We start from the raw sequence: 24,964 nt of genomic DNA, 5'->3' as shown, positions 1-24,964 counted from the left end.
CATCCGCTCCCACTGCGCGTCGCTGAGAACCAAGCGATCCTGAACGCTCAAGGCTGTCCTCCAAAAGACAGCCTTGAAGCACCGCTTACCCCGTCCGTGAACCCCAAGAGTGTGTGGCCGATCTGGTGGGGGGTGCGCATGGAGGCCTCCAGGGTTCGTCGTTGGCCTCACGATCCCAGCTCGCGATTCGAGCGTCGAGCCCCCGTCAACGCCTATCCCTGGCCCGGACGCCGGAACGCTGGGGAAAGACCGAACGTGTTTAGCGCCCCGTTACTTCGGTTGAGAGAATCGGATTGTGGGAAGTACGCGTCATTCGCCTCCGGCGGGAAATGAGGGATGCACCCGCCCCCGCCATGGTGCGCCATGCTCCGCATCGAGACCACCCTCGGCCTCAACGACTTCGACCGCGACTTCGACGAGACCGTCGACGGCTACGTGATGCCGACGCTCGCCGACGCCCTTTAACGAAATCACCGACACCGTGGTCGAGCGCCTCGTCGTGGCCCAGGCCGCCCAACTCGACAGGCCCAAAGACTTTACGCGGCGATCTAGTCGATATGACCTCAGTGCTAAGCCCCCTTTCTCCTTCTGGGTCTGCAACGCGCCAACAGCAGACCTTCGCACTCTCAAGGCAGCAGGTCCGCTGTTGACGCGTGAACGGGCGTAAGACGTGCAAGCAAGCCCGCGCAGCGCTCAAGCTTGCGGCCAACCGCTGCCTCCACGGCAGGCTGAGGGATAGAGTGTCGTGCCTGGAAAAAATTAATCAGGCACGTAGATCATTCGGCCATCAGGAAGGCGATAAGTGGTTCCGGCTCGAACTCCTTTACCTTCGCCCATTTCAGAGCTGGTCTGGTAGCGCGTCAGATCCTTGCTATTTTGAATTGTCGCAGTTTGTTCAGCCTGCTGTGCGCTTAAATCCTGAGGGGAGAATTTTTTGCTTGGGCTCTGAATGATTGCGATCATCAGCATCGCAATTACGACCAGGAAAACGTCGATGAGATTGATGACCGACAGCAAGGGATCATCGGCTTCGTCATCCTGTAAGAACCTCATCAGACGATCTCCTTTGCCCGCTCGAACGATCGCAGTTCCTCCAGCAACCAGCGCCGCCGAACGGTGAGGACAAAGAAACTGATGGATGCACTCACGAGGGCGAGGATCACGGACGAAAACGCGACGGCTAGATTGGCCCCCACGGCGCTGGCATCATTGCTGGTCAAGGCCAACAAGGCCGGCCCCATCGGGATCATCGTCGCGACAAGACCCAGCATCGGAGCCGAGCGAGAGACGATGCGCAGCCATTCGAGCCGGCGCATGATCCACAGCTCCAGATCGTCGCTGCCGGCATTCGCCTCGGCCTGGAAGGCCAGCAGACTGGACCTGTAGGTGCCGCGCCGGCGCTGAAACGCTTCGACCGCGAACGCCCCCAGAGTCGCGAAGGCATAGGCCAGAGACACCATGATGAGGAGCGTCACTGGCACGAGGAAGATCCGCGCGAGGTCGTAGAGGGTCGTCTCGAATGTGTTCATGCCGTGGATCCGAAGGCAGTACGCCGGTTTGTGATGGCTTGAAGAACCATGCCCGCTGCGAAGAGGAGCAGTGGGAGCAGAGCGATGAGGCGGCGGTACCAAGCCTGCGGTTCCGCAGGGGCGGCCTTCATGACCTGGCCACGAACGGTTTGTGGTTCGCCCACTGTCGCCGTGGATGGGTTCGGCTCAGGCGCCCCGCCCTGCGCCTCGGACGCTGCCGCTTGGAGCCCGAAGCCGGCAGCCATCTCGCCGACGAACGCCTGCGTCGTCTCTGGTGCGATCGGTAGGTCGTCACGAGCGGTGAGTTCCTGCCACCGCTCAACAATCTCGCGTCGGGTGCGATCAGGGGCGTCCCAGTAGCCTTTCCGGATTGCCTCAACGAGCCGATCAAGGAGCTGCTTTTGGGCTGCTGGATTGGTGTTTGCGAACCACTGATTCAGGCCGAGTTCGCGGGCGTCGCGCACAAACGTGTCATGGATGGCCTGCCACTGGTCGGCACGGACGGTCGAAGGATCGACGACTTGCCAGCCCCAGAGGTTGTTGACCGCGTTCAGGATCTCCAGCGTTCCGGCGTAGCCTTCCCGCTTCATCCCCTCGATCCAGTGCGGGTTCAGATAGCGGGCACGGAGTTCATCGGAGAGGAACTGCGCAGCCGTCGCCACACGCGCATCGGCCCGGCGCAGATCCGAGACGTAGAGTGCCGGCGCCTGCCCATCGAGGCGGCGGACCGCCAGAGAGAGGCCGCCCAGGAACTCATAGGGATGGTCGGTGGACAGCAGCCCATGCAGGTTCGAGCTGCGGGATAGCGTCGCCGCGCTGACACCCCGAAGCTGCTCTGCCAAAAGGTTGCCTGCCTCGGCACGGATGCCCCACCCCCTGGAGCCGTAGGCATACTGCGTTCGGGCGAGGAAGGCGTCGGCGAGGCCATCGTCCTTCTCCCAGGAGGTGGAATCCAGCACCGAAGCCGAGAGGCCTGTTGTGTAATCACCCGGCGCGCTCGAGAAGATGCGCATCGAAGCGAACCCCTCTGCCGCTTCCTGCGAGTTACCGGCAGCGAGAAGCCGGGCGAGCGCGCCGCGAGAGTTGGCGGCGATCGGGTTGCCGGGCTCGTCGAGCCGGGAAAGCCGCTCGATGCCATCCGCGAGCAGTCGCAGGAAGCCATCGAACTGGTCCCGGTAGAGCCCTGTCACTTGAATCACCGCGTCGATGCGCGGCCGGCCGAGTTCGGTGGCGGGGATGATATCGAGCCGCGCGACGCGACCTCCATCCTTCCAGACCGGACGCAGTCCCAGCGCGTGAAGGATCTGCGCCTCGAGCGTGCCGAGGTGGCGCATCGTCTCGGAGGACCAGAGACTGAAAGCGAGCTTCGTCGGCGCTGCACCGCCATGACTCGCCTGATAGCTTTCGATGAGCTGCCGGAGTGCCGCGTCGCCGGCCTCATAGGCAGCCTGCGTCGGCACCTTGTCAGCCTCGAAAGGATAGAGGTTCCGGCCGTTCGGGACCTCGGGATTACGTATGGGGTCGCCACCTGGTCCCGGCGCGACGAAGCGCCCGGCGAGCCCTGCGAGCAAGGCGTCGCTCTCATCGACCTCGGCCAAATGCCCGTCGAGTTTGCGGGCCCGCTCAATCAACGCGGCGAGCTTCGGCTCGGTGATGGGAGAGGGGACGTCCCCGTTCCGTAGATGTGTTTGGAGGAGGCGGTAGGCCGGGGTTTCGGCAAATGTCTTCGCCTCTGCCGCATACGCTTCCTCGGGGTCCGTGCCTGCCTGTCGCTGAAATTCCGGTCCAAGCTGCTGAAGCACCGTCATGAGCCGGTGCTCGGGTGCGGCGGCCTCTCCAAAGGTATGCAGACCAAGCGGCGTCACCGAGGCGGCGAGGCCGTGCAGATGATCGTGCAGCTTGGACAGGAAAGCCGGGACGTCGCGCCGCATGGTTTCCACGTCCAGGCCGAGGTCGCGGTCGATGTGGCTCGCAGCCGCCGCCTCTTGGATCCGTTGGGCCGTCCGGTCGCGGGCGGCGCCCGGCTCGAGCTGCTGATACTCGTGGATCAGGACATGGAGATCTCGCAGCTCGTCATAGAGCCCAGAGGGAGCGAAAGGCGGTGTCTGATGGCTGATCGTGACTGCCCGCCCGCGCCGCTTGGCTTGGACGGCCTCGCCGACGTTGTCCTGGATGTAGGGGTAGAAGACCGGCAGGTCGCCGAGAAGCAGATAGGGGTAGTCGTCCACTGACAGGCCGCGGTCCTTGCCCGGCGTCCACTCCTGGGTGCCATGAGTTCCGAAGTGGATGAGAGCGTCGGCGCCAGAGACCTCGCGAAGGTGGAGGTACTGCGCAAGGTAGAGGTGACCGGGCGGCACCGCTGTATCGTGATAGGCCTCGCCCGGTCTTTCTCCGCGCGGCAGCTGCGGCATGATCACGAGCTTGCCGGCACGGATCAGCGGCAGCACGAACGATGGTTCGCCGTCCACCTGACGCAGCAGGGCGCTGTCCTCGGGCTTGCCCCAGGCTTTCACGATCTCGGTCTGATGGCCCTCTGACAGGCTCCCAAACCAGGCTTGGTAGCGCGCCAGCGGCAGCGCAACGGCCATGTTTCGCGCCAACAGGTCCGTAACCCGCTCGGGATGGTAGACGGCACCGAGCAGCGCCTGCATGTCCGTGATCAAACTTTCCTCATACAGGGCAGGGACGTCGTAGCCTGCCTCCTTGAGGGTCGCGCTCAGCCGTTCGAGGCTTCGCGGCAGGTTGAGGTTGGACGCCCCGAGGTTCTTCTCGCCGGGGGGATAGTTCCAGAACATCAGCGCAATTTGCTTTTCCGCCGCAGGCTTCTGTTTCAGGGAGGCAAGGCGTCCTGCCTTGGCGACTAGGGCGTCGATCTGGCGGGTGAGCGGCACGAGTTCGCCGGCCGCCACCGCCTCGATCACCATCGGGTCGGTCGCTCCCCAAATCTCAGGGACGATCAGAAAGGGGGCAACGAGCGGCGTCGGGATGCCGCTCGCCGCGCTTGCCCAAGCGGCCGGATCCCCCGCTCGGTACCCGACCGTTTGAATGACCGGTATCCCGAGCTTGAGGAACTCGGCCGCACGGGCGGCGCCGTTCTGGAGATGGGTCGCAACGATGAGGATGTCGGGCCGAAGCGGCCCGAGCGTCCGCTCCAGTCCGGATGGATCCGCCTGGTCGAACCAGAAGGGTACGGGCGCTAAGCCCGCGGTTTCGCTGCGTCGGACGATCTCATCGACCACCCGTGTTTCCATGTTGGACACGAGGCTGCTCGGGATCGCCACCGCGATGCGCGGCGCCCCCTCCTTCCAGCGCGGCCGAGCCCAGTTCTGATAGGCTTGTGCGTCCGCAAAGACTTGCTCGGCCTCAGGATGATACAGGCCGGACGCCGGCAGCGGGACGGCGGGAGGGATGGCCGATGGATCGCGGCCATCGGCCCAGCTGCGTAGATAGGTTGCGAGCAGGGCGAAGTTCGCTTGCCCCCCTGACGCATAGTAGGCCGCGATCCGGCGAGCTGCACCGGCAGCGATGTTGGCAAACGCCGGTGGGCCGCCGCCGACCCTCACCCATGGGCGCGTCGTCTTCGCCAGTGTATCCGCCATCGACGCCTGAATCGCCGCGACGTCGCCCGGGCGCGGCGTATCGATGATGACGATGTCGTTCTCCGCGAACAGATCCGGCGCACCACCGGTCGTGCCGAGCCGCGCTTCCTCGACCGCAACGCCGTCGGCCTCAGCGATACGGCGGATGCTCGCAACCTTACCCGGCAGCACGAGGTCCGTTGCGACAATGCGCAGCCGGACAGGCCTCGACCCGGCCCGTGCTTCCTCGGCGCCGGCCGGAATTGTCAGGAGGAGAACAGCGGCAAGCCATAATAAGCCGGTGCCGACGATGGCCAGCGCACGCGTCGCAGACATCCGGCACGACACTCTCCGCTTCCCTCGCTGGATCTCACCCGAACGGCCGCCTTGCGGAATGGGTGTTGCACCCTCCGACGACATCGCGCGGCCCCAAGCACCCTGGCCTTCCGGCTGAACAAGCATGATGTCGCGAGCCGGTCAGAAGCGGTGGGTGATGCCGGCATAGACGGCGCGGCCGTCACCCGGACGGACCTGGGGCGTCACGCGCGGCACCACGCGAGGGCCCTGCTGCACGACCGGGATCGTCGGTGTTGCGGAAAACTCCGAGACATAAACCTCATCGGTCAGGTTGCGCCCCTCCAGGAAGACGCTCCACGACGCATCCGCCGAGCGCCAGCCCGCTCGCGCACCGAGCAGCGCGTAGGAGGGCACGATGAACGCCTCTCCTCCCGTTCCGTCGAAGGTCGTGCGGCGTTCGCTCAGCGCCCGCACGTTCACCGACACGAACCAGCCGGCCGGGTGCCGATAGCCCCCCTCGGCAAAGAGCTGATGACGCGGGATGACGGGTAGGCGACCGCTTCCGAAAAGCGGATCCCCGTCGAAGCGGAAGTCGGTGAGATTGTAGACGAGGTTCACGAAGATGCGATCGGACGGCAGCAGGACATCGACAAACGGTTCCGTGTTGAGACCGAGCTCGATCCCGTTGTGGACGGTGTTGCGGGCGTTGAAGGCGGTTGTCGTCGCGCAGCTCGGATCGACCTCGTCGGCACACCGCGTCAAAATCTCGTTGCGCAGGCGCATGTGGTAGAACGTGACGTCGTAGGAGAAGCGATCCCATCCGCCGCGCGTGCCGGCCTCCGCCGTCCAGGCGCTCTGCGCTTCGAGTGGTGAAAGGCTGCGGCCCGTACGAGCCTGCACGCTCAGGAGGTCGGTCAGGTCGGCGCCTGAGGGGACTTCGTAGCTCCGCGCGATATTGGCGTAGATGAACTGGCCGGGCGTGTATTCCCAGTTTGCTCCAAACTTCGGGTTGATGGCACCGAAATCCCGGTCGTACTCTTGACGCGCCGCTGTGCGCCCGGGTTGGGGGCCGCCCGGTGCTGTTGGGCCAAGGGCCGGGACTACGCCGCCACGATAGAGATCATTGAGCGTGCGCGTCGTGTAAACAGCCTGCAGGCCGAGGAAGGTCCTGACGCCCGGCAGGACCTCGATGGCAGCCTCGCCGTAGCTTTCGGCAAGCCACGAGCCAAAGCTGTTGTCGAAGATCAACCGTCCCTTGTCGCGACCGTTGTTTCGGTGCTGGAACCGATCAAAATCGGCATCGGTGTAGTTGATCCGTGCGCCGGCTACGAATTCTGTCGGGAAATCTGCGAGCGTCGATTTGTGCTCCACGCGACCGGAGGCTCCGAAATCGCGCCACCCGTAATCAATGACGCCGGCGAAGGGAGAGGGGAGATGGTCGAGCCGCGTGTTCAGGAAGTAGGTCCCGATTTCGTAGTTGGTGTCCCCGTCGCGGATCGTGGTGCGATTGGCGATGCGCTGGTAATCGAGATTCAGCCGCTCATTGAAGAGATAGGAGTTGGGTGGCGCCGTGCGTCGCTGCGTGCGGAGGGTATTGAGCGGCAGCGGCTCGGCCAGATCCTGCAAGAGATGACCAGCGGCGAAAAAGGTCCGGCTCTCGATGTTCGGCGCCAAGCGCACGCCGACATTTCCACTAAAGCGGAAGTTGCGCTCGCGCGTATGATCCTGAAAGCCCTGATTGTTGAAGATATTGCCCTGTAGGTACCAGTCGACGTTTTCGTCCTGCCCGCCCGTTTCAGCCTGGGTCAGCAGGTTGCCGAAGCTGCCGCCGGAGATCGTGACAGCGTTCCACGGGGCGGTCAGCCCCGTTTTTGAGACGAAGTTGAGCGCGCCGCCCGTGGCGATGCTGCCGTATCGGAGGCTGTTGGCCCCTCGGTAGACCTCGACATAATCGGTTGCGAGCGGATCGATTAGGGCGCTGGTCAGGCCCGCATCGGTCCGACCAAGCGGAATACCATCGATGTAGCCGCGAATGCCGCGGCCGTTGCGTGAGCCCTCAGCGGCGATGTCGCTGCCACGAATGGAGATGAAGCCGTTCGATCCGGCGCCACGCTCGGTCACGAACACCCCCGGGGTCCTGATGAGCGTATCGTTAAGGTTGGTCCTCCGGCCGGGCTCTGCGTCTTTGACCGCAACGACGACTTCCGCTCCTGGGCGGCGCAGAAACCGCTCCTTCTGGCTTTCGAAGGTTGTACCACCGAGGCCCCCGCCCGACGCATCTCCGGTGACGCTTAAGGTCTCAAGAAGCACGTGCTGTTCCGGTCCCGTGCTGGCGGAAACACCACCACCAGCTTGAGCGACAGCTTCTTTCGGGCTGATCAGACAGACTCCTAGCAGCAAGCCCGCGAAGACAAAGAGGTTGGTACTACTGATGGAAACAACTTGAAGGTGCCGATCCCCGGCCTCTGACCCAACCATGACCCTACCAGCAAAGGACGCAATCAATGCATCTGTTACGTTATCACATTGCAAAGCTCAGGTAGCTGCATCTGTCAAGCTTGCTCATGCACCGGACGCCAAGGCCGGCGCTGAAGCGCTGCGCCGGCTGATGCTCCATCCTTCACAGCAGCCCATGGAAGATCGGACGAGTACCTCGTAGGCAGCAGGTAGCCCCCGATGGCGGGGTTTCATCCCGACAGTGCAGGCGGCTGCGACGTGGCTGCCTCGGTCTACGTGATCTTGCCGCCCGGGTCGTAGGGCTCGGAAAGCCGCGGATGCTGCGTCCACGGCTGATGGGCCCGATCTACATGTTGATCTAGCTATGGAAGCGGGTGAGCGACTCCTGGGTGTGCTTGGCGAGATGCAGGGATTCGAAGTAGTTGTTCAGCTTGCGTATGGTGCGCTGGTCGGGGCTGCGCCTGCTGGGGCCGGCTTTCCGGCCGGCATGGGCGCAAAGGTGAACACTGACAAGACGGTGAGCAGCACATCCATCGCCTGCTGACGTAGTGGCCGCTGCTCCCAGGTCTGCTTCTACTGCGTAAGCAGACATCCAGATTGAAGAGATGGAAGGTCCGGAAGGGGTCAGGAGTTAGCATTCCGACTGGTCGGCTACGCGCCATCGACAGACATTCGCATGCGGATGGCTGAAGGTCCGCTCCCGCTGACGAAGCCGACCTGGCCGTGGTGGGGCGAGCGCCTCTCGAACTTGGTTGCTATACCCGCCAACGCGAGATGCCTGAAGTCCCGGGCGCTGATCGCGCCGTGGCCGAAGCGAAGGCCTCTTGCGTCACAAAGGCTCGTCGCGTCTCGGCTTACGGATCGGCTCTCGGTTCTTACGGTTGAGACGGTGCGGGCCGACCCCATCCGGGACCGGCACTCGCCTGTGTTCGGTGCCCCCGAGCGGCGACCACCACGGTCGGTGTGATCAGCATCCGACACAGATCCCACGGTCGAGGATGGAGTCGCCTGAGGTGCGGCCCGTACGCCTCCCGCCGCTGTGCCGTGGACCCGCAGGGCCGAAGTTTCCCGACCGATGCAGGACCTGCGGGATCGTGTAGGTGTCCGCGGCCCCGGCCGCCGCGCCCAGGTTCAAACGGCGGCTTCGCGCCTTGTCCCTGGGCATGCCGCTGCCGCTATCGAGGTCCGAGTCGACAAAGCTTTGGGCAACGGCGGAGGTTACGGCCAGCACTGCAAATAAAATGAGGGTTCCGAGATACGCGCGGCGCATAGAATACCCGAGAATGCTTGTGCCAGAAGCACCATTTTGACGTGTTGTGTCACATCTAAGTTTCGCAGCTGCGGGATGCTACCCGCCTGACCCAGCAGGCATCTCGCACTAGGAAGGCCCGTCGCTCCTCGCCTGCGTGTCCTTGCGGTCCTGGTCTCGCACCAGCCAGTGGACGGCGCCAAGCGCCAGGACGGCGGATGCCAGCCCGATGATGGTCAGCGGCTCGGTCTTGCTGGCATCCAGGATGATGAACTTGCGGGCGAGCGCCAGCAGCGCGATCAGGATGACCGTGCGCAACTGGATGATGCTCTCCTGGCGGTGGAGCACGCTCAGGATCGAATGGTTGAACTCGAGCGCGATCAGCACCGTGAAGATCATGCCGAACACGGCCTGGAACACGCTGTGCTCGGCCGGGTCGAGCAAGCCGTAGACAACCAGCAGCACAACGCGGAAGCAGAGGTTGATCACGGCCGCGATGATGACAAGGCCGATGAGGCCGGTCAGAACCACGACGATCCCCTCTTCGAAACGCTCGTAGAGGCTCAGGCCTGGCCACGCCTTGCGCGTGTCCCGCAGCGTGTCCGCCGCCGCCGAGACGTGTCGCGAGAAGGGAAAGCGCCTTTGGCCCTGATGCAGATCGGCTGCATCTTCGGTCGTACGTCGATCCACCCGCTAACTCCTTCGTGCCTTCTGTGCCAAGAACACGATCTTCCGTTATGCATTCGAACTTAGAGCAGAGCCTGCCGGCTCCATCCGGCACTGCAGCATCCCCTCGTCCCTGAAAGTGGCAAACACGACGGCTTGTCGTAGGCCAGTGCGGGCTGGGACAAGGCGACCGCTTCCTAGCCGCGCGATTTGACGGTCGTGGATACGACACGCCGGCTGGGCTTCCTGCGTCGGTGCCGTATCAATACTGCAGCGCTGTCTCCGAGAGGGTACTCTCAGGCGGAACAAACTCGATTCCGCCGGGGAGGACGAGCTTCCATTCCACGGGTCTCACCTGTGTGCCTGGACTGATTTTCTGGAATCCCTCGACGACGACGCGGTCGCCTGACTTGAGGCCTTCGCGGACGATCCACCCCTCGTCGGTTACCGGCCCGACCTCCACCGGATGGAGGATGACCTTATCACCGTCGCGGACGACCCAAACCTCAGGCTTGCCGTCGCTGGTGCGGTGCACCGCCTGCTGAGGAACGACGATGGCGTCCGCGTCGATGCCCTGCGGAAGGCGCGCCCGCACGTACATGCCAGGGAACAGCTCGTCCTGGGGATTGGGGAACAGCACGCGCATGGTGACTTGGCCGGTGCTCGGATCGGCCGTCACATCGGAGAACAGGAGTTTGCCGGTTTGGCCGTAGACCGTTCCATCGTCCAAGATGATCTCGACATTGGCGACATCGTTCGCAAGGCTCAGTAGCTCGCCTCTCGCAAGGTCGCGGCGGATCTTGTTCAGCTCACCGACCGACTGAGTGATGTCGACGTAGATCGGATCGAGCTGCTGGATGGTGGCGAACACCTGCCCGCTGCCTTGCTCGATAAGATTGCCCTCGGTGAGCAGCGCTCGCCCGATACGACCCGAGATGGGAGCGCGTAGGTCGGTGTAGCCGAGGTTCAACTTGGCCCTATCGCGCATGGCCTTCGCCGCTGCGACTTCCGCCCGAGCCTGCTTCTGTGCCGCGGAGGCACCATCATACTGCGCTTGGCTCGCGGTACCTCGCGCGAGAAGAAGCCCAAGGCGGTCCGCCTGCTGTGTCGCGAGGGTGAGGGCTGCCTCGGCTTTAGCCAGCTCCGCCTCGCTTCGCGCGAGCTCGACCTCGTAGGGAGCCGGGTCGATTTTGTAGAGGATGTCGCCTTCCTTGACGTGGCTGCCTTGCTCGAACAGACGCTTGATTACGAGTCCGGAAACTCGGGAGCGCACCTCCGCGACCCGCAGCGGAGCGACCCGGCCGGGAAGGCTTCTCACGTATGGGACCGGCTGCGCCCGAACATTGACTATGCTTACCTCCGGCAGGCCGGCCGGCATCGGGGCTACGGCCTGCTTCTGATTGCAGGCCGAGAGCGCGATCATGAGCACGCATGCAATAAGACGCCGCGGCTTGATCATAGTAGCACTGTATCTCTCTTGGCCTCTCTAGTCGTCACCGGCGCTTGAAGACCCCGCTCGCTCTTGGCTCCTGACACTGCGGGCTCGGAACAGCATCGATCCCATCTTTACGAGCGATATGAGCCGCTCAAATCGGAAGGGTGACGCGGCTGAATTGCCGACGGGCCGGCGCGGTGCAGGAGCCAAGCTTCCGCTGCCGCAAACGCCATGACACCGGCCCCCACGCAGACATGTGTCCAGAACGCGCTGGAGCTTTCGGTGAAGTGCAGAGCCCAAGGGGCGAGAATTAACCAGAGGCCGCCGAAGAGGTTGGCATGCTCCGCCCGCAGCGGCGGCCAAGCCCAGGAGACGACTGCCACGCCTGCCACGACCATGGCGCTGATCCAGGCGCTCCATGACGCTCTTGGCACGTCCGAGTAGCCCCAAACCCAAGGCGCCGCGAACAGAAACACGGCAAGTGCAATGATGCACGATGAGTAGGATTCGATGTATTCTCTCCAGTTCTCACGCATGATCCGCCTCATGCTTGCAGATCGCTGATGTTGTCCGCTCAAGAGTCGTCCGCTCAAGAGCGGCAGTTTGGGTGGTTCAGTGAACAACCAGCCATGATCTTCACTGTCGCTCCTGATGGCTCCGGCAGCGGAGGTGGCGGTCCATATACAAGCACGCTCAAGCAGCGATGGCGGCGAGCTCACCAAGTTTGCTCGGCACGGCCGCCGCTGGCGCGTTCGGCTTCGGTCGCCAAACCTCACCCAGGCTCAGAAGGGCCCTCTTGACCTCTTCGAGCCGGGAGGGCTCGCCTCCCGCCATCCCTTCCGAGGCAGCAACCTCCTTCAGGTACTCGTCCCAGGCCCAACGCCGGAGGATCTCCCGCTTGCACTCCTTCGTCAGCTGGGGCTGGTTCAGAACAGCCTCAGGAGCCGTAAAGATTGCGGCAGGGGCCAAGAGGGCACGCTCCAGGTCTAGGCTGCTCGTCCCAGGTGCCGTGTGGTCCTCGAGGTTCTGGCCAACCGGAGATCGAGTGCGGGTAACCAGCGGCCTGTTGAAGGCATGCCTGCCGCACCGGGCCCAAAATCGCGGCGTCACGAAGCTGGCCTGCGGGACGCGTTCAGGCTCGGCCTCGACGTCGTAGTCCAGCCCCTGGCGCTCGGCATAAGCGATGGCCTCGGCTCGCGAGGCGAAGGTCAGACGAGCCTCGGTCGCCAGGGTGTCGTCGCCTCCGGTCCAGCCCATGAGCTCGTCGATCTCCGGGGGGGTGCGCCGCTCGAAGCTGAGGATCCAGTCGTTCTCGCGAGCTCGACCCGCGGTCCCGACTGGGCGCTTGCGGCGCCGTATGACCGCGTATGCGCCGGCAAGCCAGGGTGCCGGGTTGCACCCGACCGGCGGATTGTTGTGTCCAATCCTGGCTGCGGTTTCCTGCATGGCTGCGTCTCCATGTCTTGATCCGGTCAGGGGCTGAACGCTCCGAGATACGCTGCTGTCTGCACACCGAAGCTGACGGCAAACGACAGCAGGGCCGCATCCCAGGCGGTGAGGTGCGGGCTTGCGGCAGGCGGACCGGCCTGCGTGATGGCAAAGGCGAGCCAGACGTAGCCTGCCACGGAGAACAGGGACGCTAACGCCCAGACTGCGATCGATACCGGCAGGATTGACGCGAGGCCGACGCAAAGGCTCATGGTGAGCAGCCAATCCGTCAGCAGCGCAGCGTTCGTACCCCGCGCCGGAACCATGAACCACCGGCGTTGCACCCAGGACCACCGGTGGCGCCAATCCTTCAGGTGTAAGGTCGTCATGTGATCGCTCCCCCTCTTAGTTGAAGCCGTTCCGCCAGGACGCTGCTTCGCGATTGCCGCGGCTTCCGACCGTGAATGGCAAGCGTGGCTCTCCCCTCGCTTCCGGCCGGTCGATAGGCCCTTCATCCAACACTTGCAGTGCGGCAAGGACGGCATCGAGCGGGACGGGCTCGGCCCGACTCCCTGGCAAGCAGCGCAGGGTCGGGCAGGACTCGACCGCGCGGGCATCGGATGCCCAGGACGCAAGGATGATGCGCTTCTCGGCCGTGGTCAGGCCAGGATAGGTCAGCACCTCGCGCGGGTGCCGGAAGACGTCACCTGGGGCGACGACGGCGTCGAACGGGTCGATGGACGGCGCCCTGAGCGTAGCGTCGGCCACGGGGCCGAGGCGCTCGATGGTTGTCTCGATCTGCTGCATGGGACCCTCCTCGGTTGAGCAAAGGCGGGACAGCCGGCGCGACCGTCAGGTCCGCGCCGACCGCCATGTCATGCGTTCAGTCGTTCCTCTCACTCCCTGTTCGAGCGAGGCTCTCGGTCAGTGCGCCGTCGCCTGCGGCGTGCCGCCGTTGATCGCGATGCGCCGTCCGCGCTCCGGCGCCTTGGTCGAGCGGGGCAACGTCACGCTGAGCACGCCGTTCTTGAACGAGGCTTCGGCCTTGTCCTCTTCGACGGCGAAGGGAAGGGCAAGGCTGCGTTCGAAGCGGCCGTAGGAGCGCTCGGTGTAGCCACGCTCCTTGTCCGTCGTCTCGGCCCGCTTCTCGCCCCGAAGCGTCAGGACGCCATCGTCAATCGTGAGCTCAACATCCTTCTCGTCAAGGCCCGGCAGTTCGGCCGAGACGCGTAGGCCCTGCTCGGTCTCGACTACCTCGACGCTCGGCCAGCCGAGGCCGCGCATAGCCGGCGCAAGGGCTCCGGTGCTAAGGCCGCTGAACACGTCATCGAACAGACGGTTCATTTCGCGGTGGAGTGTCAGGAAGGGGCTCGCGGACTCATCCCGCATCCGGCTCGGCACGGGAGAGTTCGTGCTGCGGCCCCAGGGGATCAGATCTCTCACACTCATGGCTCTCGTCTCCATCAGTATGGTTGAATGCATGAGTTCTCCCGCGCGGGTCGGTTGTCCCGCGAAGGATACATGTCGTTCCTAATTGGGCCTCAGGCGGCCTTGGCCTCGCCCTCGATCTGAGCTGGTGCGTTGTCCTGCCCGAGGGCGGCCTGTGTCCCGCCGATGGCAATGCGGCGAGGCTTGAGCGCCTCCGGCACCTCGCGCTTGAGATCCACGGTGAGTAGGCCGTTCTCCAGGGCCGCACCTGTGACCTTGACGTGCCCGGCCAGATTGAAGGTCTGGCGGAACGTGCGGGCCGCGATGCCGCGGTGCAGGTACTGCCGCTCGCCCTCCTGCCCGTTCCTCTGGCCCGAGACGAGGAGCGCGGTGTCATGTTGAGTGAGTTCGATCTCGTCGGCCGTGAAGCCGGCGACCGCCATGGTGATGCGGTACTCGTCCTCAGCCACCTTCTCGATATTGTAGGGCGGCCAGGCGGCTGACGCTTCGGCTCGTTCGGCCTGCGCAAGAAGATCGAAGAGTCGGTCGAAACCGACCGAGGAACGGACTAGGGGCGCAACGTCGTACGTCCTCATAACCACATCCTCCGATGAGCAACGTGACTACAAGGGACGCCGGACACCGGGTGGCCGGCGCCCATCTCGCGAGCCCATGCCGGGCCTCGCACGCGCGTAACGCAGAGGCGAACTGCGAGTTCCCAGCCATGTGTAATTTTCCATCGGGTGGAGCTGCCTTTGCCGCGAACCACGGCACTACGAAGGGCAGGAGCGGCCGGCGGCTGGAAGGCACGTTTATGAATATGACTGAACGCAGTTGGGCGCAGCGAAGGAGCTTTCCCTGCCAGAGCCGTATTACGGCCCAATGGGCGTTAGGAAATTTCCGCCGCAGCCTATGTACGCGGAGTTGTAGGTGACTAGTGGAACAGATACGCAATCTCGGTGTGCCAGCGCTTCAGTTGCAGCTCGATCAATTCAAATAAGCTGCCCCGGTTGCGGGCGTGGCGCGTCGGCAAGGCGAGTTCATGGAGCAGCGCATCCATCGCGGCCCGCCGCGCCCGGCTGCCTCGCAACTCGTCGAGCTTGGCGTCCACGACCCGCTCAGCCATGATGATGGTGCCGGGCTTATAGGAGGTCGCTAGGGCCAGGATCGAGCGCACGTTGTCGTTAAGCGGGTCCATGCAGGTAGTAGCGCCGCAGGCGCCTGGACGGATCCGGTTCCCGTGGCAAGCACCGCCCGCGCGGAGAGCAAGCAATCGTCGGTCCGCGCGGGTGGCATCAGTCGCCAGTAGGCCGGATGAATTTTCGCCTTCGGTCCAGAGCTCCTCATCCAAGCCATCGTGCGACAGCGGGGGGACAGGCTCTCCGCCCCACGTCAAGGCTCGCTCAGCGCGGCTCATTTGCCGCCGCCTCGTCCTGCTGATGAGGCACCCTTATGCGGATACCGGCGCCAGCCAGCATCGTCTCGACAAGGAATGCGCCCAGGCGCCGACCAAGCAGAGCCTCGCACGGGCGAGTTGTCGAGCTGCAGCGATCCGAAGAGTGCGTCGGCCATACCGCCTAACAGTCGCGGTCAAGCCGCCCGCCAAGGTGGATGCGTCAGCCCCGCCACCAGCGCGGAGCATCCAAACGCTGCCCTCCGACGTTTTCAGGGCAAGCCGCTCCGTGCGGCCGTGTTCGTGCGAGAGGGTGAACGAGAGCATGAGGAAGATCGCACTGGCGGCCCTGGCGGCCGCAATGGGGACCGGCGGGCTCCTCGGCGGCACCGCCGCCCAGGCAGGAGGATACGGCTACGATGCCTACGATGCGCCCGACACCGTGGTGACCCGTCGCACCGTAGTGGAGCGCCGAATCGTAGCCCCGCCGCGGGAGGTGGTGCGCGAGGTGGTCGTCGAGCGTCCGGTTGTTCGCTCCCGCCGGATCGTGCGCGAAGTCGTGGAGGAGCGGCCGGTCGTGTACCGGCCCCGGCCTGTCGTGCGTGAGGTGGTGGTGGAGCGTGACGGCTTCCACGGCCCACGCCGCTTCGGACCGCGACCAGTCGGCTACGGCTATGGACCGGCCTTCGACCCCTACGATTGAGTTGACGTGCGCCGGCCTCTCGCCCGAGGCCGGCGCCTCTCCCCAGACCCGCTCCTCAACCCTGAGGTGGCGTCGCGCCGCTGCCGCTTCAGATGGCCTAGCTGTCTGACATCGCATCAACCAGAGGCGACGGATGGAACCGGGCCATAGATGGCCTCGCGGTTCAGGCGCACCGGCGTCAGAGCTGTTGCCGATCAGGTTGGATCGTATGCGTCGTATCCGGCCGCTGTGAGGCAGTTGCGGCAGGTTTTTGGAGTGAGGCTGTCGAAGGCGGATTGGATGGCCGCTTCCAGATCTGGAAGCGTCCGCGCGGCAGCTTTGCGCAGGTCGGCTTTGAGCTTGGCGAAGATCTGTTCGATCGGGTTGAAGTCCGGCGAGTAGGGCGGAAGATAGAGCAGCTTGGCGCCCGTCGCCTGGATCGCTTCGCGCACGCCAGCGACCTTGTGAGCGCCGAGGTTGTCCATGATTACCGTGTCACCCCGCTTCAGCACGGGCACCAAGGTGTCGGTGACGTAGGCCCGGAAGCGCTTGCCGTTGGTGGCCCCGTCGAACAGGGCCGTGGCGGCCACGCCGTTCGTGCACAGGGCCGCCGTGACGGTAGTTGTCTTCCAATGCCCGTGCGGAGCTGCGACGCGGCAACGCTCACCGCGCGCAGCCCAACCCGTATCGTCTATCGGGGGCGCCTATAGCTGCGCCCTGTCGGGGCAGTCTCAAGCGCGGGCAAGGCTGGCCCAACCGTTCGAGAACCGGCTTTTCTTCGCGGACGAGGCGACGCACTCCTTCGACTTCACCACCGCTCACGGGGCCCACGACAGCGGGCAACGGGCCGCCGACGAGGCCCTGGCAGCGCTTCGGGACAGGCATCGATTCGGCCGGCGAGGCCCTCTCTCCGCCGCGTGAGCGCGACTGAGCCGGTGATCACCTCATTCCTCTAGCGCAGGGCCTCGACAAGCACCTCAAACGCCGTCGGTTGCTGGCGCTGGCTCGGATAATGCGCGGCGCCATCCGGCAAAAGGCGAGTTGAAGGTTGCCGGGAACCGCCCTCCACGGGTGTGCGCTCCCGGGAGCCGCGGAAGGGTGCCGTCGACGCGACTCCTCCATGGCAGACTTTGCCGACAGTTGTCCTCCGGACCGAGGCCGGGTCCCGTCCCTCGTCGCGTGACACCGCGGTGGCATGACTTCGGATCGTCCCGTCCGCGGGAGCATGATCGGATAACAGATGGCCGCCGACCCATGGACGCGGCAGGCTCGCCCAGCCAGTATCCGGCCGCAAACTCGCCACCTCGCCGTTCCATAGCCTCCTTAAGACCGTCCGCTCAACCGAACCTGGTTTTGGACCGTCCCTATCCCGCGCCCAGGCTTCCCAGTAGCGTATGACCGAGAGTTCCCGCTCCCCGAACCTTAACTTCCTCTCGGGCGGGGGACGGATGGGCGAACGTATGCGCGCCCGTGACTGGTCGAATTCGACGCTCGGACGGCCGGAGACCTGGCCGCAGTGCCTGCGCTCAGCCGTGAGCCTGATGCTCGGCTCCAAGTTCCCGATGTTCGTGGCTTGGGGGCCGGAACTCGGATTCCTCTACAACGAGCCTTACGCGGAAATCCTCGGCGACAAGCATCCGGCCGCCCTCGGGAGCCGCTTCCACGACATCTGGGCCGAGATCTGGGACGACATCGCGCCGCTGATCGACCGCGCCATGGCGGGCGAGGCGACATGGGCCGAGAACCTGCCGCTCGTCATGAACCGACACGGCTACGACGAGCGGACTTGGTTCACCTTCTCTTACTCGCCCGTGCGGGACGACGAAGGCGAGGTCGGCGGCATGTTCTGCGCCTGCACGGAAACGACCGCCAAGGTGAAAGCCGAGGAGGCCCTGCGCGCGAGTGAGGCCCGGGCCTCCGGCGTGCTGGAGGGCATGGGCGAGGGCTTCATGCTGCTCGACCTTGATTTCCGCATCCTACAGATGAACGCGGAAGGCTTCCGGTTGGAGGAGCGGCCGCCCGGCGAGGTGCTCGGGCGCTCGCATTGGGAAGTCTATCCGGGCTCGGAGCGGATGCCCATCGGACAGATGTATCTGCGGGCCATGCGCGAGCGGATGCCCTCGACGCTGGAACACCTTTACGTCTGGCCTGACGGGCACGCAGCTTGGCTGGAAGTGCGAGCCTACCCGCATCCGGAAGGGCTGGCGTTGTTCTATCGCAATGTGACGGAACGCCGGGAGCGCGAGGAGGCGCTGCGCGAGGCCGAGGCGCGACTGCGCGCTCTGGCGGACAACCTGCCTGGCGGCATGGTCTACCAAATCGCGATGGACAGGGATGGTTCGAACCGGCGCTTCCTCTACGTGTCGCGGGGCTTCGAGCGCATGACCGGCGTGTCGGCCGAGGCCGCGCTGCTCGACCCGGCCGCGGCCTACGACCTGATCCTGCCCGAGTACCGAAAGAGCTTGGCCGCAGCCGAGCACGTCGCGATCCGGGACCTTGCACCGTTCGACTTCGAGACGCCCTTCCGCCGTAGCGACGGGGAGGTGCGCTGGAGCCGCATCATCTCGGCGCCTCGGCGGCAGCCCGACGGTTCGCTCGTCTGGGACGGCATCCAGTTCGACGATACCGACCGCAAGCAGGTCGAGGAGCGCCTGCGCGAGAGCGAGGCCAAGTTTCAGGCCATCGCCAACTCCATCGACCAGATGGTGTGGTCGACGCGTCCCGACGGCCACCACGATTACTTCAACCAACGCTGGTACGACTTCACCGGCGTGCCGGTAGGCTCGACAGATGGCAAGGACTGGGAGGACATCGTCCACCCGGGCGACCGGGCGCGCACGTGGACTTCCTGGAAAGAGTGTCTCGCAACGGGCGAGCCCTACCGGATCGAGTACCGCCTGCGCCACCGCACAGGGCAGTACCGCTGGACGCTCGGACGAGCCCTGCCGATGCGCGACGAGGAGGGCCGGATATCGCGCTGGTTCGGCACCTGCACCGACATCCAGGACCTCGTCGAGGCGCGCGAGGTCCTGGCGCGCTCGCGCGAGGAACTCGAACGGTTGGTGACGGAGCGTACAGCCGACCGTGACCGCATGTGGCGGCTCTCGACGGACGTCATGCTGGTCGCGCGCTACGACGCCACCATCGAGGCCGTGAACCCGGCCTGGACCACGCTGCTCGGGTGGGATGAGCGTGAGCTCATCGGTAGCGCCTTCATGGACCTCGTCCATCCGGACGACGTCGCCGCCACGCTTGCGGAGGTCGGGAAGCTGTCGGAGGGTTTGACCACCTTACGGTTCGAGAACCGCTACCGCCAGAAGGACGGCAGCTACCGCTGGCTCTCATGGACGGCTGTCCCCGCCGAGGATCTCATCCACGCGGTCGGGCGTGACATCACTGCCGAAAAGGAGGCCGCACAAGCCCTCGCGGAAACCGAGGAGGCGCTGCGCCAAGCCCAGAAGATGGAAGCCGTGGGCCAACTGACGGGCGGCATCGCGCACGACTTCAACAACCTCCTGACCGGCATCGTCGGCTCCCTCGACATGATGCAGACCCGCGTCGCGCAGGGTCGAACCGATACCATCGAGAAGTACGCCAAGGCGGCAATGTCCTCGGCCAATCGCGCGGCCGCCCTGACGCACCGCCTGCTGGCCTTCGCTCGCCGGCAGCCCCTCGACCCGAAGCCGGTCAATGCCAACACGCTCGTGACCTCGCTGGAGGATCTGTTGCGCCGGACCATCGGCGAGGCCGTCAGCTTGGAGATCGTCACCGCAGGCGGCCTGTGGCCGACGCTTTGCGACCCGCACCAGCTCGAAAGCGCTGTCCTGAACTTGGCCATCAACGCGCGCGACGCCATGCCGGACGGCGGCAAGCTCACCATCGAGACCTGCAACACGCACCTCGACCGGGCCTATGCCAAACTGCACCCGGGGGTGGAGCCCGGCCAGTACATCTGCATCTGCGTGACCGATACCGGCACCGGCATGCCACCGGACGTCGTTGCGCGGGCCTTCGACCCGTTCTTCACGACGAAACCCATCGGCCAGGGAACGGGGCTCGGCCTGTCGATGATCTACGGCTTCGCGCGCCAGTCGGAGGGGCAGGCCAAGATCTACTCGGAGGTCGGGCAGGGCACGTCAGTGAAGATCTACCTGCCGCGCCATCGCGGAGCTTTGACCGGGGAGGACACGCAGGCATCGGGCCTGACGGAAGCGCACCGGGCCGAGACCGGCGAAACGGTGCTGGTCGTGGAGGACGAGCCGGTGGTGCGCGACCTCATCGTTGAGGTGCTGCACGATCTCGGCTACCGGGCCTTGGAGGCACAGGACGGACCCTCCGGCCTCGCCGTTCTGCGGTCGCACGAGCGCATCGATCTCTTGGTCACCGACGTCGGCCTACCGGGCTTGAACGGGCGCCAGCTCGCCGACCAGGCCCGCGAGGGGCGGCCCGAGCTCAAGGTGCTGTTCATCACCGGCTATGCTGAGAACGCGATGTTCGGGAACGGTCAACTCGAACCAGGCATGCAGATGATGACCAAGCCCTTCCCGGTCGAAGCCCTGGCAACGCGCATCCGCGACATGATCCAGAGTTGAGGGAAGGTTCGCCAACACCGGGCCACGCTACCAGCACTTCCGATAAAGCAAAGTCGGCAAGCGCCTGGCAAGTAGGACGGACTGCACCTGAGGAGGAGTAGCAGCGATGGTCTATCGCCTCTCAGTTTGCCGCGTCTAGGCCCGCTTCTAGAAGGTCGAGAACCAACTCGGCCGGTTCCTGCGTTCTGTCAGAGTAGCTGTGAGGGCTTCTACGATGTCCGCTTCTCGCGTCGAAGCAGACGACCAAGGCTGCGTGCGGAGGGGCCGCTAAGGGTCATTCGGCACCCTGGAGGGCGACCATCCTGCTGGCACGCCGCGGCCATTTCCACCGCGGCGTCCGGTTCAGATTTCGGTCTGCTCTGAGAGGATCAGCGCGTCGTCAACCTCAATGCCGAGATAGCGAACCGTGCTCTCCAGCTTGGTATGGCCAAGGAGCAGTTGGCAGGCTCGGATATTGCCGGTGCGCTCATAGACCAGCGCGACCTTCGTGCGGCGCAGGCTGTGCGTGCCGAACGCCGAAGGGTCCAGGCCGATCAGGGCAACCCAGCGATCTACCAGCCGACTGTAATGCCGCGTCGTTAGATGCTCTCCGAGTCGGCTGCGGCTCGGGAACAGCCAGTCGCCGGCTTTCAACCTGCGCGCAGTCAGCCAAGCCTTAAGAGCCTCGCGCGTCGGTTCGGTGATCTCGAACGGGACCGGCCTGCCGGTCTTGCGCTGGCAGACGGTTGCTCGGAGACGCACAGCATCACCCAGATGAATGTCGCTCACGCGCAGGCGGACGAGATCACACCCGCGTAGCTTGCTGTCGACGGCAAGGTTGAACAGGGCAAGGTCTCGCGTGCGGTTGGCGAGCTGGAGGCGCGTGCGTAGAGCCCAAATGTGCTTCGGCTTCAGCGGCGGTTTGGGTCCGACGATACGGCCGCGGTTCCAGGGAACACGTGTGCTGGTGGGAACAGTGACAACTTCGGGCATGACAGGCTCCCGGGTTGAGGAGCTCGTTATGAGGAACCCGATGCTGCCGCTGAGCCCAACGTCGAATGACAGCTCTTTGCGACACAAGCCGACATTGGCGTCAGACGGCTTGGACCGCTGCTCCCGACCCGTTGCGGACTGTCGAACAAGGTGTCCTCCGCTGGAGGGACCGTCCTAGCGCGCCGGAGCTACCGCATCGCGGATTTGCGCAATGAGAAACGTCTCAGCCCGCTGCCATGCTTCATCCGTGTCGCCACGGAAGTTGAGGTCGCGGGCCAGAACGTCCCGGCCGGTCCGGGCATCCACCAGCCTCGCCCAGAGTTGTAGGATCAGCGTGCTGCTCTTGTGCACGACGCCGACGAAGATCAGCTCGGCTCCTTCCTCCCGCGCGGCGCGCAGCAAGCATTCGGCTTCGCCAGAGGGGCAGTTCTTCAGCAAGCGGTCTGCCGGCACGACCGTGGCCTGAAACAGGCCGGAGCGGCTCAGATCGATAGCAAGGCTGTCCGCCATACGGGCCAATCGGGCAGCGTGTTGGGCCGACTGGTCAGTCGGCTCGTTCGACGTGTCGAGCAATTTGAGGGGAAGCACGGACAGCGGGATCGGCTGACGTTCGGCCGAGGCGGCCGGAGACGGGACAAGCGCTGCGAGCAGCAGTACGATCGCACTGATCCGCGGAAGCAGCCGCTTGCTAGGCAGCATGCAAGCAACGACATCCAGCCGCGCCATAGTGTTTCGGCTGATCATCGGGAGAAATGAGGATCCCTGGAGCATCAGGCGGCTCGCGAAATCTGCGCCTCATAGAGCGCCTTGAATTCCGGAATGCCGAAGGTTGCTACGACCGCTTGGTGCTCGTCGAGGATCTCGTAGACGGGGCCGGCAACGTCCCGGTTCGTGAAGTAGACGATCACGTCCTGATCACCGCCGCCTTCGGTATGGGGCTCGCCCCCGGCCCGGCCCGCGACATAGCTGCCGACTGGCCGGATCTCCTTCAGTTCGCCATTTGGCCGGTAGATCCTCAATTCACCCTGCAGGACGAGCGTCCGGTAGGCCGCACCATGCCGATGCAGCGCGATCCGCGCGTTCGCCGCAAACTTGAACAGCAGGTCTACGATCCGCGCGTCCTCGTCGACGCTCAGGATGTGATAGGCGGCGTGGTCGAACCCCTCAATAGTCTGCCACGTAATATTGCTGTCATCGAATGGGAGCGTTGCCATGGCGTCCTCCGGATGCATCTTGGCCGTATCCTGGCACGGGCGCCTGCGAGCTCGGTGATCCCGCAGCCGGCCGTCCGTGCAGCCCGACACGCTTAGAAGTAAGCGGGGCATGCAGTCCGCGCTTGCCATTTGGTGCCAACGCGTCGACCCTCTTCCGGGGGAATGCTTATGCCGTCGCACGGCCTCACTAGAGCACGCACGATGGGGCCGATCGCTGAGGCGGTGACGGCAGCTGGTGGCTCGCTCAGGCGGGTGTTCAGCCGGGCCGAGATGCCGCTGACACTCCTGGACACCCCCGACCGGCTGATCCTCTTGCGCGACCAGCTCAAGCTCGTCGAGGCAGCGATCCGTGAGATCGGCGATCCAGCCCTTCCTGCCCGCCTCTCCGTGCAAACCGGCATTGCCGGCCTCGGGCCGATTGGCCTCCAAGTACAGTCTGCAGAAACGCTTCAGGCAGCGGTGGCTCGGGTCAGGACTGTGATGCCGTGCTTGCTCCAGACAGCGACTTCAACAGGCCTGTATCGGCAGGGCGCACAAGCGTTCTACGGTTACGCGGTCACCGAGCGCATCGAGAGCGGACGTCAGGCGAACGAGATCCTGGCGCTCGGTTATCTGCTCGGTACGGTACGTCACTTTCTCGGGCCGACTTGGAGACCAGCCTGGGCCGTGGTGACAGGAGCCAGCCTAGTGGCACGTGAGGAGATTGAGGCTCTGCTCGGCTGCGAGATCACGCTCGGATCACGGGCCGGCCTCGTCTTCTCCTCACACTGTCTCGAGATCCCGAACCCCAAGCGCTACGACCCGGTCACCACGGAAGCAGCCGACAACGAACCGATCGGTGATGATATCGCGGCTTGTGTGGCCCACATGATCGAGCTCGGCCTGGACGAGGCGCGCCCCTCCATCGACGGGATCGCTCGCCGCCTCGGCATGTCGCGTCGAACCCTCCAACGTCGGCTGGAGGAGGCGGGCACGCGCTATGCAGACATCCAGCGTGCCGTGCTGGTGCGCCGGGCCAAGGAGCTGCTGTCAGGAGAGGCGTTGTCCATAGGTCGGATAGCGATCGAACTCGGGTACGCGGACACAGCCCATTTTACGCGAGCATTTTTAGAATGGACCGGTGTGACGCCGAGCCAATGGCGTCGAAGCTTCACTTGAAGCGTGGCTGACCTGAGCGCGGCAGCCAAGGATCGCTATCCACCCTTGGCGGACGCTCGCCTGATCGCAGAGCATGATACCACCCGGCATGGACGCATTCTCTGACCCGCAAGCCGTCGCTCGCTACGCGGATAACCCGCCGCGTATGGTACCCGGCTACGCTGACATGCAGCGCATGGCGATGCTGCTTCTCGCGGAGCGCGCCCCTGACGACGCGCAGGTGCTCGTTCTCGGCGCTGGCGGCGGCCTCGAGCTCAAGGTGCTCGCCGAAGGGCAACCCGGTTGGTCGTTTGTCGGCGTCGACCCGTCCGCGGCGATGCTCGACCTCGCGCGCCTGACCCTCGGTGGCCTCGTGAACCGGGCGTGCCTGCTCCAGGGACTGATCGACAGCGCGCCGGAGGGGCCGTTCGATGGTGCCAGTTGCATCTTGACCCTGCATTTTATCGAGCGTCACGAGCGGGCGCGCACGCTTCAGGAGGTCCGGCGTCGGCTGAAGCCTGGCGCTCCCTTTGTCGTAGCGCACTTCAGCATTCCGCAGGACGAACGCGACCTATGGCTTTCGCGGTATGCAGCCTTCGCGACCGCCTCCGGCATCGACCCTACGCAGGCAGAGAGCGCCAAAACCGGGATTGGAGAACGCCTGCCGATCCTTTCGCCCGAGGAAGATGAAGCCCTGTTGCAAGAGGCCGGGTTTACCGGGGTGAGCCTGTTCTACGCCGGGTTTGCGTTCCGCGGCTGGGTCGCCTGGGCCTGATGCCAGTGTCCGCAAACCACTGAGACTGTGTGAGAACGCGTTTTGGTCGATCGGTGCGGGGCGGAGATGGTGCGCGAGGTGCGGCGTGCTCTCACGCCCGGAGGGTCGTGAGGAGCGGTTCAACTCCGAGGA

At 64.8% G+C, this 24,964-nt stretch carries 21 protein-coding genes and 2 pseudogenes; 6 read left to right on the top strand and 17 right to left on the bottom strand.

Translation table 11 applies throughout. The features are described 5' to 3' along the window. Positions 1 to 336: 336 nt before the first annotated feature. Positions 337 to 465: a hypothetical protein gene (locus MFF24_RS28935; RefSeq protein WP_283214556.1), complete on the top strand. Its 129-nt coding sequence runs from the start codon at positions 337 to 339 to the stop codon at positions 463 to 465. 294 nt (positions 466 to 759) lie between these two features. Here the strand turns inward: MFF24_RS28935 and MFF24_RS26895 are convergent, their stop codons facing one another. The 13 genes from MFF24_RS26895 to MFF24_RS26835 all read right to left on the bottom strand — a co-directional run bounded on the left by MFF24_RS26895 (position 760) and on the right by MFF24_RS26835 (position 15,265). Then, positions 760 to 1,053, bottom strand: a complete 294-nt coding sequence (locus tag MFF24_RS26895) for a DUF2149 domain-containing protein (protein WP_133091986.1) — start codon at positions 1,051 to 1,053, stop codon at positions 760 to 762. Further along, positions 1,053 to 1,529, bottom strand: a complete 477-nt coding sequence (locus MFF24_RS26890) for a MotA/TolQ/ExbB proton channel family protein (protein ID WP_133091985.1) — start codon at positions 1,527 to 1,529, stop codon at positions 1,053 to 1,055. Before MFF24_RS26890 ends, MFF24_RS26895 begins: the two co-directional genes overlap by 1 nt. Next, entirely contained in the window at positions 1,526 to 5,443 is a 3,918-nt protein-coding gene (cobN, locus tag MFF24_RS26885; RefSeq protein WP_133091984.1) for a cobaltochelatase subunit CobN, read from the bottom strand. Before cobN ends, MFF24_RS26890 begins: the two co-directional genes overlap by 4 nt. A gap of 141 nt (positions 5,444 to 5,584) precedes the next feature. Beyond that, positions 5,585 to 7,882, bottom strand: a complete 2,298-nt coding sequence (locus tag MFF24_RS26880; protein ID WP_133091983.1) for a TonB-dependent receptor family protein — start codon at positions 7,880 to 7,882, stop codon at positions 5,585 to 5,587. A 1,357-nt stretch (positions 7,883 to 9,239) separates the two neighbouring features. Beyond that, entirely contained in the window at positions 9,240 to 9,800 is a 561-nt protein-coding gene (locus tag MFF24_RS26875) for a phosphate-starvation-inducible PsiE family protein (protein WP_108938326.1), read from the bottom strand. Between the two features lie 238 nt (positions 9,801 to 10,038). Next, entirely contained in the window at positions 10,039 to 11,235 is a 1,197-nt protein-coding gene (locus MFF24_RS26870; protein ID WP_108938325.1) for an efflux RND transporter periplasmic adaptor subunit, read from the bottom strand. Between the two features lie 107 nt (positions 11,236 to 11,342). Next, a complete protein-coding gene (locus MFF24_RS26865; RefSeq protein WP_238228977.1) occupies positions 11,343 to 11,747 on the bottom strand; it encodes an SPW repeat protein in 405 nt (134 codons plus the stop codon). Between the two features lie 157 nt (positions 11,748 to 11,904). Continuing rightward, complete coding sequence (locus MFF24_RS26860; RefSeq protein ID WP_238228976.1) at positions 11,905 to 12,657, bottom strand: NADH dehydrogenase ubiquinone Fe-S protein 4; 753 nt, start codon at positions 12,655 to 12,657, stop codon at positions 11,905 to 11,907. Between the two features lie 26 nt (positions 12,658 to 12,683). Next, positions 12,684 to 13,028 (bottom strand): hypothetical protein, encoded by a 345-nt coding sequence (locus MFF24_RS26855; protein WP_108938322.1) that lies wholly within the window; start codon positions 13,026 to 13,028, stop codon positions 12,684 to 12,686. 16 nt (positions 13,029 to 13,044) lie between these two features. After that, positions 13,045 to 13,446 carry a hypothetical protein gene (locus MFF24_RS26850; protein WP_108938321.1) on the bottom strand — a complete coding sequence of 134 codons (402 nt, stop codon included), beginning with the start codon at positions 13,444 to 13,446 and terminating at the stop codon, positions 13,045 to 13,047. 117 nt (positions 13,447 to 13,563) lie between these two features. Beyond that, positions 13,564 to 14,088 (bottom strand): Hsp20/alpha crystallin family protein, encoded by a 525-nt coding sequence (locus MFF24_RS26845; RefSeq protein ID WP_162940404.1) that lies wholly within the window; start codon positions 14,086 to 14,088, stop codon positions 13,564 to 13,566. A gap of 92 nt (positions 14,089 to 14,180) precedes the next feature. Beyond that, a complete protein-coding gene (locus MFF24_RS26840; protein WP_108938319.1) occupies positions 14,181 to 14,663 on the bottom strand; it encodes an Hsp20 family protein in 483 nt (160 codons plus the stop codon). 338 nt (positions 14,664 to 15,001) lie between these two features. After that, the gene (locus MFF24_RS26835; RefSeq protein ID WP_108938318.1) at positions 15,002 to 15,265 is read right to left on the bottom strand and encodes a hypothetical protein; all 264 of its coding nucleotides are present in this window, start codon (positions 15,263 to 15,265) and stop codon (positions 15,002 to 15,004) included. A 520-nt stretch (positions 15,266 to 15,785) separates the two neighbouring features. Here MFF24_RS26835 and MFF24_RS26830 point away from each other — a divergent pair. Beyond that, positions 15,786 to 16,163, top strand: a complete 378-nt coding sequence (locus MFF24_RS26830; RefSeq protein WP_108938317.1) for a hypothetical protein — start codon at positions 15,786 to 15,788, stop codon at positions 16,161 to 16,163. 194 nt (positions 16,164 to 16,357) lie between these two features. On the opposite strand, the pseudogene MFF24_RS26825 reads toward MFF24_RS26830, so the two are convergent. Then, a pseudogene (locus MFF24_RS26825) lies at positions 16,358 to 16,825 on the bottom strand (IS630 family transposase); the annotation flags it as partial. Positions 16,826 to 16,829: 4 nt separating this feature from the next. Here MFF24_RS26825 and MFF24_RS26820 point away from each other — a divergent pair. After that, positions 16,830 to 17,063, top strand: a pseudogene (locus MFF24_RS26820) (FAD-dependent oxidoreductase); the annotation flags it as partial. Positions 17,064 to 17,536: 473 nt separating this feature from the next. Next, on the top strand, positions 17,537 to 20,734 hold the full coding sequence (locus MFF24_RS26815) for a hybrid sensor histidine kinase/response regulator (RefSeq protein ID WP_238228975.1): 3,198 nt from the start codon (positions 17,537 to 17,539) through the stop codon (positions 20,732 to 20,734). A gap of 342 nt (positions 20,735 to 21,076) precedes the next feature. Here the strand turns inward: MFF24_RS26815 and MFF24_RS26810 are convergent, their stop codons facing one another. The 3 genes from MFF24_RS26810 to MFF24_RS26800 form a co-directional block, all read right to left on the bottom strand. Next, complete coding sequence (locus MFF24_RS26810) at positions 21,077 to 21,706, bottom strand: tyrosine-type recombinase/integrase (RefSeq protein WP_133092063.1); 630 nt, start codon at positions 21,704 to 21,706, stop codon at positions 21,077 to 21,079. A gap of 174 nt (positions 21,707 to 21,880) precedes the next feature. Then, positions 21,881 to 22,477 carry a DUF2380 domain-containing protein gene (locus tag MFF24_RS26805; protein WP_238228974.1) on the bottom strand — a complete coding sequence of 199 codons (597 nt, stop codon included), beginning with the start codon at positions 22,475 to 22,477 and terminating at the stop codon, positions 21,881 to 21,883. Next, positions 22,477 to 22,920 carry a cupin domain-containing protein gene (locus tag MFF24_RS26800; RefSeq protein ID WP_238228973.1) on the bottom strand — a complete coding sequence of 148 codons (444 nt, stop codon included), beginning with the start codon at positions 22,918 to 22,920 and terminating at the stop codon, positions 22,477 to 22,479. The genes MFF24_RS26805 and MFF24_RS26800 overlap by 1 nt, the downstream gene beginning before the upstream one ends. A 201-nt stretch (positions 22,921 to 23,121) precedes the next feature. Between MFF24_RS26800 and MFF24_RS26795 the strand changes: the two genes are divergently transcribed. Together MFF24_RS26795 and MFF24_RS26790 are read left to right on the top strand one after the other, a co-directional pair. Beyond that, the gene (locus MFF24_RS26795) at positions 23,122 to 24,078 is read left to right on the top strand and encodes an AraC family transcriptional regulator (RefSeq protein ID WP_238228972.1); all 957 of its coding nucleotides are present in this window, start codon (positions 23,122 to 23,124) and stop codon (positions 24,076 to 24,078) included. Between the two features lie 88 nt (positions 24,079 to 24,166). Next, entirely contained in the window at positions 24,167 to 24,832 is a 666-nt protein-coding gene (locus MFF24_RS26790; protein WP_238228971.1) for a class I SAM-dependent methyltransferase, read from the top strand. Positions 24,833 to 24,964: the final 132 nt, after the last annotated feature.

Source organism: Methylorubrum aminovorans, assembly GCF_022179725.1.
GTDB lineage: Bacteria > Pseudomonadota > Alphaproteobacteria > Rhizobiales > Beijerinckiaceae > Methylobacterium > Methylobacterium aminovorans.
This window is presented reverse-complemented; position numbering and strand designations above follow the sequence as displayed.